Consider the following 13,494-nt stretch of genomic DNA (forward strand, 5'->3'; position numbering starts at 1 on the left):
CGAACCGGCTGCTCTCCATGAAGTTTAACCTTATTATACCATAAGCAAGTCCAACCCGTACTAGTTGACAGCGACGATTAGAACGAAATCTTTGAACCAGGGGCATATTTTTGATGTAAGAAATGATTCGGATCACTGCTTAATACACGAATCACTCGATACTCAGCATTCTCCGTTTTTTCTACCATTAAAGGGATCCCGTCATAGGTAACCGTCAGTTGTTTTCCATAGTCATTTTCATCCGTAGGAAAAATGAGATCATGAGGCATCATTGTGTATAGGATCATTGTACCAATCCCTCACTTTGCTCATCGCTCTTCTTATTCAAGTCAATCAATTCATTGAGCTTTCTGATAGCTTGACCAATTCCACCGACCTCGTCAATCAAACCATATTTTACTGCATCCGTTCCAATCACATTGGTTCCGATATCCCTTGTCAGATTTCCTTTCTCAAACATGAGCTCCTTAAATTTTTCTTCAGGGATTTTGGAATGCCTTGTCACAAAGCTCACAACTCTTTCCTGCATCTTGTCAAGATACTCAAAGGTTTGCGGGACCCCGATCACAAGTCCAGTCAAACGGATCGGGTGAATGGTCATCGTTGCTGTTTCTGCGATAAAGGAATAATCACAGGAAACCGCAATCGGAACGCCGATGGAGTGCCCTCCGCCAAGGACAAGGGAAACGGTTGGCTTAGAGAGGCTTGATAGCATTTCTGAAATGGCAAGACCCGCTTCCACATCCCCGCCCACCGTGTTTAAGATAATGAGAAGCCCTTCGATTTTCGGGTTCTGCTCGATCGCTACGATCTGTGGAATGATATGTTCATATTTTGATGTTTTATTCTGTGGAGGCAGTTGCAAATGCCCTTCAATCTGACCTACGATCGTCAAACAATGTATATTAGAATCCTGGGAAAGCTGCGGAACATTCGTTTGTCCAAGCTGTTGAATTTTTTCTAATAAGGGTGATGTCTTCTCTTCCTTAGGCTGTTGCGGCTGTTGTTCCTCATCATTTTCAGCATTTGCAAATCGATTCTCTTGATCCATCTAACATTCTCCCTTCAGACATTATAGTATAGGCTCTTTTCTTAAACTTGGTTGCTTTGGAACGCATAGAATAAATGAAGCCAGTATTCATAGGGCTAAGCTATTGTAGCAGCTAAGAAAAGTGCCTGGTCACTCGATGTGTATGACCCAGAATCATACGAAACGGAATGGTCGGTAATTGGACCATTCCTTAACCACTTGCATAAGTATACCTAGTTATATTATGAGACCGTCTGGAAGATTTCATTCAGTTGCTAGAATACGGGATCAAAAAACGACACACGAGGTGTCGTTAAATTTCCATGATAATCGGTAAAATCATTGGTCTTCGCTTCGTTTTTTCAAATAAGAATTGGTTCAGTCCGTCTCTCATATCCTGCTTGATGCCAGACCAATCAAAAAACTCTCGATTAATATTTTTCTCGACAATTCCTTTTACTAGCTTAACTGATTCATCCATCAGCTCTTCAGATTCACGAACGTAGACAAACCCACGTGAAATGATTTCAGGTCCAGCAGAGATTTTTTTCTCAACCTTATTTAGAGTAACAACAACGATTAAAATTCCGTCCTGTGACAGAAGCTTCCGATCTCGAAGAACGATATTCCCTACATCTCCAATGCCACTTCCGTCTACCAAAACATTGCCAGCTGGAACCTTTCCTGTGATTTTCAGCTGGTCAGAACTGATTTCGACTAAATCTCCTTTTTCGATTACAGCGATTCGATCTACGGGAATCCCACATTCTTTGGCGATTTTTTCATGCGCCTTGAGCATGCGATATTCTCCATGAACAGGAATAAAGTATTTGGGGTTCATCAAATTGATCATGAATTTAAGCTCTTCCTGGCTGCCATGACTGGAAGTGCTCACTAAACGTTTGCCTGATATAACATTGGCACCTGCTCGACTTAGCATATCAATCGTTTTATAGATAAAAACCTCACTGCCACGAAGAGGTGACGCTGCAATTAAGACAGTATCTCCACTCTGGATATTTACCTGTTTATGAGCCCCTTTGGCCATTTTTTGAAGGGCTTCAATGGGCTCTCCCTGCATACCCGTTGTTAAAATGACGATTTCATCATCAGGATAATCCTTTAGTTCAGAAATGCGGATGATTAAATCATCTGGGACATATAAATAATCCATCTCAATCGCAATATCAAATACTTGCTGAAGGCTTTTTCCCACTACGGCTATCTTTCTTCTTGCTTCATAGGCGGCGTCGAAAATATGCTGAATCCGATTCAAATCAGAAGCAAAGGATGCGGCAATGATCCTTCCCTTCGCATTGTAAAAGGCATCCTTCATCTCTCTTATTACGATCGCTTCTGAAGGAGTATAGCCTGGTTTTTCAGCATCTGTGCTATCTGAAAGCAAGCAAAGGACTCCTTGTTCACCTAGCTTTGCCATCTTTCCGATATCTGCCTTATACAGCTCTGACGCCGCTTGGTCAAATTTGAAATCACCCGTGTACACAATGGCTCCTTCAGAGGTATGGATCGCAATTCCCACAGAATCCGGAATACTATGATTGGTTCTGAAGAAGGAGACGGAAACAGAGTCAAATTCTACGATGGAAGAAGAATCAATTTCAATAAACTCCGCATGCCCTTTGAACTCCTGTTCTCTCAACTTTGCTTTCGCTAAAGCGTTCGTTAATCTTGTCCCATAAACAGGGACTTGGAGCTGTCTTAATAGATAGGATAGTGCCCCGATATGATCCTCGTGACCATGTGTAAGAAAAATCGCTTTAACGCGCTCCTTGTTTTGTGTGAGATAGGTGATGTCCGGGATCACGATATCAATTCCCAGCATTTCATTCTCTGGGAACATAAGACCCGCATCCAGCACAAACAAATCACCATTTACTTCTGCGATGTACATGTTCTTGCCAATTTCACCCACTCCTCCGAGCGCCACTACCTTGATGTGTTTATTTTTTTCTGTATCCAATGCATTACTTCCTCCTACAAGTTGTTTCCGACCCAAGATCAGTTACCCATATTATACTTGAAATTTGCAAGCCTTTCCAACCAATTCGAGTAAGAATAAAAAAAACCAGCTCATAAGCGGGCTGATTGTTCAACCATCTTATGAGCCGATTCCTAAGCTTTTGGTTTTAGTCTTACTGATTAATTTTCAATAATGAAATTAGACTATTTCTTTCCTGCTCGGTCAATGGAACTAAAGGCAAGCGTACGGAACCAACATTTAAGCCCTTCAATTGCAGTGCAGTCTTTACTGGAACCGGACTCGGTGCCTTGAATAAGCCTTCCATTGTTGGAAGTAAATCTTGGTGCATCCTCGCTGCTTTCGAATGATCCCCGTTCAAGAAAGCTTGCACCATTTCTTGCATTTCCTTCCCGATAATATGGGCTGCTACTGACACAACCCCTGCCCCACCAATCGATAGTACCGGCAGTGTCATGCCATCGTCTCCACTATAAAGATAAAAATCATCAGGGGTACTGGCAATAATTCTTGTCATCGCATTCAAATCGCCGCTTGCTTCTTTCACCGCTACAATATTGGGGATTTCGGAAAGACGGATGATTGTTTCTGGCAAAATATTCACAACAGAACGGCTCGGGATATTATACACCATCACAGGCAAGGTTGTACTTTCTGCAATCTCTTTAAAATGCTGATAGAGTCCCTCTTGATTTGGTTTGTTATAATAAGGGCCTACTACCATGATGGCGTCAACCCCCACCTGCTCCGCTTTTTTGGTTAGTTCGATTGAGGCGTAAGTGTTGTTGCTTCCTGTACCCGCAATGACAGGAATGCGCTTATCCACAACCTTGACCACATGCTGGAACAAGGCAATTTTTTCTTCTTTCGTTAAGGTTGGAGATTCACCGGTTGTTCCTGAAACAACGAGCGAATCTGTACCATTTTCAATCAAATAATTGATCAAGCTGGTTGTTTTCCCAAAATCAATATGCCCCTTGTTATCAAAAGGGGTAACCATCGCTGTTGATACTCTACCAAATATAGCCATAATTACACTCCCTTAATCCTTAACTTTGCTCATATTCAAATGAATCCTTCTCTAACTGAAAAGCATCATGCAAAGCATTAACAGCTGTAACGAGATCGGTTTCCTTTACTAGCACCCAAATGGTTGTGTGACTATCGGCTGATTGCAGAATTCGAATGCCTTTTTCAGATAATGCCGTAACGATTTTGGCAGTAATTCCAGGTACCCCTGTAATGCCAGCACCTACGACCGATACCTTTGCACAATCTCTTTCTAACTCTGGTTCATAACCAAGGCTTGTTAAAATCTCCTCGGCGCGATCGGTCATTTCTTCGGTCACGGTGTAGACAACACCATTTGGAGAAATGTTAATAAAATCAACGCTGATTTTTTCATTTGCCATGGACTTAAAAACCTCAGATTGAAGGTTATACTGTCCCTTTTTAGCGGTGACCTTAATTTGTGTAACTGGAGAAACATGGGCAATCCCGGTCACTGTTCGCTCTCTTACATCACTGCCACGGCTGCTTCTGTTTACCGTCGTTACCAATGTGCCAGGACTGTCAGAATAAGTGGAGCGAATTCTGATTGGAACTTTTGCTTGCATCGCAATCTCCACCGCTCGTGGATGAATGACCTTGGCTCCCTGATAAGCCATATTGCAGACCTCATTATACGTGACAACAGAGAGAGGTCTAGCATTCTCTGCAATTCTCGGATCGGCCGTCATAATCCCCTCTACATCTGTGAAAATATCAATCCACTCAGCCTGCAATGCTGCACCTAATGCCGCGGCAGAGGTATCGCTCCCGCCTCGACCAATCGTCGTTGTGTCTCCATTTTTCGCCATTCCTTGGAAACCTGCCACAACCACCACATCATACTTTTCAAGTTCACTAACTAGTCTAGTGCAGTCCATTTCAATAATTTTCGCATTGGTAAAATCATGGTTGGTGCGGAATCCCGCTTGAGCACCAGTTAGAGAGGTAGCGTTAATGCCATTCTCTAGAAGCATGTTTGAAAAAACAACACTCGAAATAGCTTCCCCACAAGAAAGCAGGAGGTCCTGCTCCCTCTTTGTCACCTTACTCTTGGAACCTCCAATTAAAGAGAGCAAGGTGTCGGTTGCATACGGCTCCCCACTGCGGCCCATTGCTGAAACAACCACTACTACCTTGTATCCTTCATCCAATGCTTTTTGAATATGATTTCTAGCGTTTTGACGGGTTTCTTCATTTCGAACTGAAGTCCCGCCGAATTTCTGAACAATAATCTTCATTGTTACACCTCGTTGAAATGCGTAAGCGCCTTGATCTGTTAAAAATATGTGTGCATTCATACAGAAAAGAAAGTCGTTGACCTCTTCTTCGCTTATTTTACCAATCCTAGTTTAATTAAGCTCTCAGCAATCTGAACAGAGTTCCAGGCTGCACCCTTCAAGAGGTTATCAGAGACAACCCACATATGAAATCCTTTGTCCTCATCAAGATCCTTGCGGATACGTCCGACAAATACATCCCTCTTACCTACACAATCAGCAGGCATTGGGTAGATTTGGTTATCTGGATCATCCTGCAGCACGACTCCCGGAGCATCCATGAGCAGTGCTTTGATTTCCTCAGCAGAAACCCCATCTTTTTCAATTTCAAAATAGACAGATTCTGAATGACCAGTGGCAACAGGGATGCGTACGCAGGTTGCTGCAACCTTTAATTCTGGTAAATGCATGATTTTCTTCGTTTCATTGATCATTTTCATTTCTTCAAATGTATAGCCGCTGTCCTCAAACTTATCAATTTGTGGAATGGCATTAAAAACAATTTGATAATGCTTCTTATCTGATTTAACCGGTAAAATTTTCGGCTCAAAGCTTTCATTATTTATTATGGATTTTGTTTGCTCCTCTAGCTCTTCAACAGCTTGGGCACCAGAACCAGAAACTGCTTGGTAGGTCGAAACAATCACCTTGTTTAAGCCAAATTTCTCTAGAATTGGCTTAAGTGCAACAACCATCTGAATCGTTGAACAGTTCGGATTCGCAATAATCCCGTTATGGTTTTGCAAATCATCCTCATTCACTTCTGGTACGACCAGTGGCGTATTTTCGTCCATTCTAAAAGCACTTGTATTATCTACGACGATCGCTCCACGCTTAACAGCCTCTGGTGCCAATTCCTTTGAAACACTGCCACCTGCACTGAAAAGAGCGATATCTACATCTTCAAAGCTCTCAGGCTTTGCCTCTTGAATGATATATTCTTTTCCCTTAAACTCAACCTTTTTACCAGCAGAACGAGCTGATGATAATAGAGATAGCTTGGAAATCGGAAAATCTCTATCTGCTAACGTCTTTAGCATTTGCTGCCCTACAGCACCTGTTGCACCTACTACTGCGATGTGAAATGAATTTCTTTCTGCCATGAATGTTTCTCCTTCCCAACAATAATATTAAAAAGTGAAGGGAGGGCATTGTCTACCGCTCCCTCTTATTTCATTCCTCAGCTATCTATAGAATGCTTGATTTATAATATTTCTATTTTAACATATTCACACTTTAAAGAAATGAATTTTTATCTATTATTAACAAGAAAATTATTTAAGGCTAGACTTCATCCTTATACCTTTCTACTAATACTGGTTGTATTTGTTCGCCATTTATGGCTGCTTCAATTGTTGGTGTCAGCATCGACATTCTTGCCACAAGTGAGTTGGGCTTTTTTATAGGGTCATCCTGTCCATATGGGATGAAATAGATATGCTTTGTCGCCATCAACCGCATCAGGTTAACCCCATTTAGACCAAGAGCATCGTTCGTTGAAATCCCTAAAACAACGGGCTTTCGATTCCTTAACGTAGCCTTTGCTGCCATTAGAACAGGACTATCAGTCATGGCGTTTGCGAATTTACTCATGGAGTTCCCCGTAAGCGGGGCAATAACCATGCAATCTAAAGGAATCTTCGGGCCAAGCGGCTCTGCCTTCACAATGGAATCAATCACCTTATTCCCTGTTAAGTCCTCAATACGCTTTATCCAATCCTCGCCGTCCCCAAATCGAGTATCCGTATTTTTGACGGTAAAGGTCACGACAGGCAATACCTCTGCACCTGCATTTACCAGTTTCTCAATTTCTGGAAAGACTGCATCATACGTACAATGGGAGCCCGTTAACCCGAATCCGATTCTTTTACCATTTAAACTCATGCTGCTTACCCCTTTCGTGATTGTAAATCCTCTTTTAACACTCGTGAAAGAACGTTCGCCAATATTTGCCCCGCCGTTTTTGGAGCCACAATTCCTGGGAGACTCGGTGCTAATAGTGCCTTTATGCCCCTCTTTTCTGCATAACGAAAATCGGTTCCACCTGGTTTTGAAGCAAGGTCAATAATAAGAGTGTGTGGCGGCATTCTCGAAATAACGGAAGCTGTCACAATCAAATGTGGGATCGTATTAATACAAATATCAACGTCCTTTACATGTTCCTTGAGGTTCTTTAAGTGAAACGGGGTGAGCGACATTTCTGTAATTCTCGCTATATGCTCTGTTTTCCTTGCACCCACCTTCACATGGGCGCCTAATGAATCAAAGGTTCTAGCAACACTCATTCCTACTCTTCCTAGCCCAAGAACAAGAACCTTTGAGCCATGAATTGTGAAATCCGTATGTTGGATCGCCATCATAATCGTTCCTTCGACCGTAGGAATCGAGTTATAGATCGCAACATCATCTCGTTGAAAAAGCTGAACAAGGCGGCGGTCCGCATTTCTAGTGATTTCGTCCAGATATGAATTTGATATTCCAGAATATACGGTGCAATGTGCTGGAGTATTTAGAAGAATATCCTCTGTTAAGAATACTTTTTCGTTGGAAAAAATGGTATCGACTTGACCATCTAATCCCGTACCTGCCACAGGCAAAATGATGGCATCAATGGTGGCGAAATCAACCTCACTCACTTTTTCCTTTATTGCACCCGTAAATGCATGATCAAGCTGTTCAAAGCCAATTAAGGATAGTTTTGCATCGAGCTCAGTTAATCTCCGGACTATTTCTAGCTGTCTTGCGTCACCACCGATGACTGCCAAATGCAATCCCGTCAGCATAAAACATTCACCTTCTTTGATTTAAAAATACTTCAGGGAAGAACCTATCACGTACTACTCCAACATCTTATGTAAAATGCACGAATTGGGTGAGTATTGTTAAGGAATATGGACAAAAAAAGAGATTGACAAGTTGTCAATCTCTCCCATTTTCCCCATCTGGAATATCAATAATAATCATATCTGCGCCTATTTTTTGAATATGTCGCCATGGGACTCTCACTTCTCCCCCTTGTTTCCTGAAGCCAAACCATTTTAATGATGGGATTAAAAGAGCCTTGATTTGTCCGCTATTTTCATCTATTTCTAGATCGGTTTGACCCAGCACTCCCAAGCGTTCCGCTTTTTTGACATCAACGATTTCCTTTCCGCTTAATTCACTTAGCCTCAAGCGATATCCCTCCGTTTCCACTTGTCTCTTTATATATGTATCGAAGGAGACGGCCTTTTAGAATGATTCTGTAAAAAAACGTGAATCTTAGGGTTAATAATGTCGGTAGCATCCCTTCTCTTCGTTGTTGCTCCAAAAAGCAGGAGCAAAGACTCATTCAGGCATGCCACCGACCATTCATTAATCGCTCAGTAAAAAAGAATACAACCCGTGATTTTCACAGGTTGTATCGCTTTAAGATAGATTTTTGGGTAGGACTCCCTCTGGACTGATGAGTGAAACGGAAAACTTATCCGTAAATACCTCATTGGCTAATTTATCGACTCCAGCTTTTGTCACTTCATCAATTTGCTGAACAATCTCATCTAAGCTGCGGTGACGCTTAAGCAGGAGCTCATTCTTTCCGTTGCGGCTCATGCGACTATTGGTGCTCTCTAAGCTAAGCATTAAGCTTCCTTTCAATTGCTCCTTACAATTTCGCAGCTCTTTATCTGTTATGCCTTCTGCCTTCAGCTTCTCAAGAGTTTCTTGAATCGTGTCAAATAATAGATCTAACTGCTTAGCCCCCGTACCCCCGTAAATAGTGACGATCCCTGTATCCTGGAAAGCTGAGTGATACGAGAATACAGAGTAGGCAAGCCCCTTTTGTTCCCGAACATCCTGGAAGAGCCTTGAGCTCATGCTTCCACCGAGGACATTATTGAGGACAATCAAGCTGTATATATCTTCATGCCCTACCTGCAATCCTTCAAACCCGATGCACAAATGGGCCTGTTCCGTATCCTTTTTGCGAGCAATTCGGTTCGTATGAAAAATAGGTTTTTCCTCGGTCTGTTCATACTTGCCACCTTCATAGGAGCCGAAGTATTTCTCAACCTCTGAAATAAACGAATCCGTGATATTTCCTGCAATGGAAATGACCACATTTTCAGGTGTATATGTATCATGCATGTACTCCTTCAGAGTGTCGCCGGTAAAAGTAGCAAGGGTGTCCTCTGTTCCAAGGATCGGATAGCCCAAGGCGTGATTTTCATAGATCGCCTTACTTAGTAAATCGTGGACAATGTCGTCTGGTGTGTCTTCATACATCTTAATTTCCTCATAGACAACATTCTTTTCTTTTTTGAGCTCCTCCTCTACAAATGTAGAGTTAAAGAACATATCTGCTAAAATATCTAAGGCGAACTGGGCATGTGTATCCAGCACCTTGGCGTAGTAGCATGTATATTCCTTCGAGGTGAAGGCATTGACCTGGCCGCCAATGCTATCAAATAATTCGGCAATATCACGGGCCGTTCTTGTCTTCGTCCCTTTAAAAAACATATGCTCGAGAAAATGAGAAATCCCATTATTCTGTTGATTTTCATTGCGAGAACCTGTCCCAATCCAGACACCTATTGCAACAGAACGAACGGTTGGGATATTTTCTAGTACAATTCTTACTCCATTTTGACATGTATATTTCTTGATCACGTATTGACTCCTCCTGTTTCAAAAGCGTGGATTGTCCTTGAACTTGTCTTCATAGCTTGTCTTTTGAAGCCCTTTTTATCCAGCATTCCGACAAAGCGTCCATGTAAGCACTTTTTTTAAAAATTACCGAGTAGTCAAGGTTTGATTAATCCTTTCCTCACTCAGAAGCTCTGTTACGGTATCCACTCTAAATCCTTTTTCCTTCATTTCTTTAATGAGCTGATCTAAAGCCTTAGCCGTTGGTTCTGTAGGATGCATAAGAACAATGGCTCCTGGATGAATCTTGCTCATCACGCGCTGAATAAGCACTTCAGGTGCTGGCTTTTTCCAATCAACGGTGTCCACACTCCACATAATCGTCCCTAATTTTTCTTGCGCGGCAATTTGCACAACCTCATCACGAAAGCTACCGCTTGGGGGAGCAAGCCATATTGGTTTCTCTCCAGTTGTAGCTTTAATCACCTCGTTTGTCTTCTGAATTTCCTGCCTGATTACTCCAGAAGAAATTCGTTTCATATCCGGGTGCGTATAAGAATGATTCCCTACCTCATGGCCGGCAGCAACAATCATTTTCGCTAGCTCTGGATGGTTCTTTACCCATCTCCCCTCTAGGAAGAAGGTAGCCTGTACATTGTTCTTTTTTAACGTTGCTAGCATGGGCGACAAGTATTCATTTCCCCAAGCGACATTAATAATGAGACTCACCATCGGTTTATCTGGATTTCCTTTGTAGATGGGACTAGGTGGCAAATCTTCTAGATGCACTTTTGGTTTTACTTGCTTAAAAATGAGCTTGGCTTCAGAAAATTTTTTATCCTTTTTCATTTTCTTGTAGGAAGCATCTATATCTACCTTTAGTCCGTTATAACCAGGGATTGCCTTCCAAATGGGGTCAATCTTGGCATCAATCGGAGGTTTTTCGTATTCCTTTGCTTTTATGCTGATTTCTTCATACAAGGGATCCATTTTCTTGCTTGTTAGTATGGCGTCACCTTTTAATTTTACTAAATATTGTTCCGTCAGTGAATTATTAACTATCAGAAAACCGAGCAAAAAAACCACTGCTACTGAAATGAACTTTTTCATATCCTTTGCCTCCTTCCCTAAAAATTATGAAAGGAGGGGACAAGATAGAACAAAAAGCACTTCTCCGTGATTATTGAGAAAATCTTGCATAACTCATCCATTTGAAAAATAAAAAGCCAGGGCTTCCCCTGACTTCTATCCAAAGCAAAGGAGCAAAACAGAACGATTATCCTAAATGCTACTCTTTACTTCTCAGCTTGTTCTCTTTGTTCACGTTGTTCCTTTAAAACCGCCTTACGGGATAGATTCACACGACCTTGTTTGTCGATTTCAGTGACTTTCACTAAAATTTCATCCCCAATTTTGACAACGTCCTCTACTTTTCCAACACGTTCCTCGGCTAACTCAGAAATATGAACTAAGCCATCTTTTCCGTTAAAGATCTCAACAAAGGCGCCGAATTTTTCAATCCGCTTGACTTTTCCAAGGTACATTTGTCCAGCTTCAACCTCGCGAACAATGTCTTCAATAATTTTCTTCGCCTTTTGATTCATGTCTTCATTTGTGGAAGAGATGAAAATCGTTCCATCCTGTTCAATATCAATCTTAACGTTTGTTTCTTCAATGATTTTGTTAATCTGCTTACCGCTTGGTCCAATCACATCACGAATTTTATCTGGGTTGATGTGCATCGTTAAAATTTTTGGAGCATATTTCGATAGCTCTGTCTTCGGTTTATCAATCGTAGCCATCATGGATTCAAGAATTTGCATCCGACCGATCTTCGCCTGCTGCAACGCTTCTTCAAGAATTTGACGGGATAAGCCTTCAATCTTAATATCCATTTGAAGAGCTGTGACCCCTTTTGCCGTTCCAGCTACCTTAAAGTCCATATCCCCGAGATGATCCTCCATCCCTTGAATATCGGTCAAAACAGTATAATGTTCACCTGACTTAACAAGTCCCATGGCAATTCCAGCAACAGGGGCCTTGATTGGTACACCCGCATCCATCATCGCCAATGTACTCGCACAAATGCTAGCCTGTGAGGTAGAACCGTTAGACTCCAGAACCTCTGAGACAAGACGAATCGTATATGGAAAGTCACTTTCCGGTGGGATAATTGGTTCTAATGCACGTTCTCCAAGAGCACCATGTCCAATTTCTCGGCGACCTGGTCCTCTAATTGGTCCGGTTTCCCCCACGCTAAAGCTTGGGAAATTATAGTGATGCATAAAGCGTTTTTCCTCTTCAAGTCCCAAACCATCAAGGATTTGAACATCACCTAGCGCTCCAAGGGTACAAATGCTTAATGCTTGAGTTTGTCCACGTGTAAATAAGCCTGAGCCATGGGTACGTGGCAATATGCCAACTTCAGAGGAGAGCGGGCGAATTTCATCTGGGTTACGACCATCAGGACGAACCTTCTCTTCTGTGATTAACCGTCTTACTTCCCCTTTTACAAGCTTGTCCAGAATGATGCTTACTTGTTTGAGGTCATCCTCATCTGCTTCTTGTTCTTCATAATGAGCGATTACTTTAGCCTTAACCGCCTGGATGGCATCCTCACGTGCATGCTTTTCTGGAACCTGAATCGCTTCGATCATTTCTTTTTCGCATGCCTCGCGAATCTCCTGCTCCAATTGTTCATCCGTATTAAAAAGCACAATTTCCATCTTCGGTTTGCCGACCTTAGCTGCCACTTCTTCTTGGAAGGCAATGAGACGCTTAATTTCTTCATGACCAAACATGATCGCTTCCAGCATGGTTTCTTCAGGTACTTCATCCGCTCCTGCCTCTACCATGTTGATCGCATCCTTTGTGCCGGCAACAACCAAGTGGATATCACTCTGTTCGGATTGCTCAACATTTGGATTAATAATAAAATTACCGTTGACACGACCTACCGTAACACCTGCAATCGGACCTTCAAAAGGAATATCCGAAATACATAATGCCAAGGAAGAGCCAAACATCGCAGCCATTTCGGAGGAACAATCCTGATCCACGCTCATGACCATGCTAATAACCTGTACCTCATTACGGAATCCATCCGCAAATAACGGACGAATTGGACGGTCAATTAGGCGGCTTGCTAAGATCGCCTTTTCACTTGGACGACCTTCCCTTTTAATAAATCCACCCGGAATTTTTCCAACGGCGTATAGTCTTTCTTCATAATTAACTGTTAATGGGAAAAAATCGAGCTTCTTTGGCTCTTTTGACGCTGTCGCTGTACTCAATACAGCTGTGTCCCCATAGCGAACCAACACGGCACCATTTGCCTGTTTTGCCAATTGACCAATTTCAACAGTCAGTGGGCGGCCGGCCCATTCTATAGAAAAGATCTGCTTTTCTTGTACCATATTTTTCAAACCCCTCTCTTACTAACTCCTGGGAGATTTAGCTTATTCAAACTTTATAATTAATTTCATCCCATTCAGAAATGAGGATGACCATTATTT

At 42.2% G+C, this 13,494-nt stretch carries 12 protein-coding genes; all 12 read right to left on the reverse strand.

Annotation, left to right across the window (positions count from 1 at the left end):
* Positions 1-77: 77 nt before the first annotated feature.
* Positions 78-287 (reverse strand): YlzJ-like family protein, encoded by a 210-nt coding sequence (locus J2S07_RS15140; RefSeq protein WP_307151256.1) that lies wholly within the window; start codon positions 285-287, stop codon positions 78-80.
* Positions 284-1,051: a ClpP family protease gene (locus J2S07_RS15145; RefSeq protein ID WP_307151257.1), complete on the reverse strand. Its 768-nt coding sequence runs from the start codon at positions 1,049-1,051 to the stop codon at positions 284-286. Before J2S07_RS15145 ends, J2S07_RS15140 begins: the two co-directional genes overlap by 4 nt.
* Positions 1,052-1,343: 292 nt before the next feature.
* On the reverse strand, positions 1,344-3,011 hold the full coding sequence (locus J2S07_RS15150; RefSeq protein ID WP_307151258.1) for a ribonuclease J: 1,668 nt from the start codon (positions 3,009-3,011) through the stop codon (positions 1,344-1,346).
* Between the two features lie 172 nt (positions 3,012-3,183).
* Complete coding sequence (gene dapA, locus J2S07_RS15155; protein WP_307151259.1) at positions 3,184-4,059, reverse strand: 4-hydroxy-tetrahydrodipicolinate synthase; 876 nt, start codon at positions 4,057-4,059, stop codon at positions 3,184-3,186.
* A 19-nt stretch (positions 4,060-4,078) separates the two neighbouring features.
* Positions 4,079-5,317 (reverse strand): aspartate kinase, encoded by a 1,239-nt coding sequence (gene dapG, locus J2S07_RS15160; RefSeq protein WP_307151260.1) that lies wholly within the window; start codon positions 5,315-5,317, stop codon positions 4,079-4,081.
* A 92-nt stretch (positions 5,318-5,409) separates the two neighbouring features.
* Positions 5,410-6,459: an aspartate-semialdehyde dehydrogenase gene (gene asd / locus J2S07_RS15165; protein ID WP_307151261.1), complete on the reverse strand. Its 1,050-nt coding sequence runs from the start codon at positions 6,457-6,459 to the stop codon at positions 5,410-5,412.
* A 181-nt stretch (positions 6,460-6,640) separates the two neighbouring features.
* Positions 6,641-7,240: a dipicolinate synthase subunit B gene (dpaB, locus tag J2S07_RS15170; RefSeq protein WP_307151262.1), complete on the reverse strand. Its 600-nt coding sequence runs from the start codon at positions 7,238-7,240 to the stop codon at positions 6,641-6,643.
* 5 nt (positions 7,241-7,245) lie between these two features.
* On the reverse strand, positions 7,246-8,139 hold the full coding sequence (dpaA, locus tag J2S07_RS15175) for a dipicolinic acid synthetase subunit A (protein WP_307151263.1): 894 nt from the start codon (positions 8,137-8,139) through the stop codon (positions 7,246-7,248).
* 136 nt (positions 8,140-8,275) lie between these two features.
* Positions 8,276-8,530: a YlmC/YmxH family sporulation protein gene (locus J2S07_RS15180; RefSeq protein ID WP_307151264.1), complete on the reverse strand. Its 255-nt coding sequence runs from the start codon at positions 8,528-8,530 to the stop codon at positions 8,276-8,278.
* Positions 8,531-8,764: 234 nt separating this feature from the next.
* Complete coding sequence (locus J2S07_RS15185; RefSeq protein ID WP_307151265.1) at positions 8,765-10,003, reverse strand: M16 family metallopeptidase; 1,239 nt, start codon at positions 10,001-10,003, stop codon at positions 8,765-8,767.
* 123 nt (positions 10,004-10,126) lie between these two features.
* On the reverse strand, positions 10,127-11,089 hold the full coding sequence (locus J2S07_RS15190) for a polysaccharide deacetylase family protein (RefSeq protein ID WP_307151266.1): 963 nt from the start codon (positions 11,087-11,089) through the stop codon (positions 10,127-10,129).
* 185 nt (positions 11,090-11,274) lie between these two features.
* A complete protein-coding gene (gene pnp / locus J2S07_RS15195) occupies positions 11,275-13,395 on the reverse strand; it encodes a polyribonucleotide nucleotidyltransferase (protein ID WP_307151267.1) in 2,121 nt (706 codons plus the stop codon).
* Between the last annotated feature and the right edge of the window lie 99 nt (positions 13,396-13,494).

It is taken from the genome of Anoxybacillus andreesenii (assembly GCF_030813005.1).
Lineage (GTDB): Bacteria > Bacillota > Bacilli > Bacillales > Cytobacillaceae > Robertmurraya > Robertmurraya andreesenii.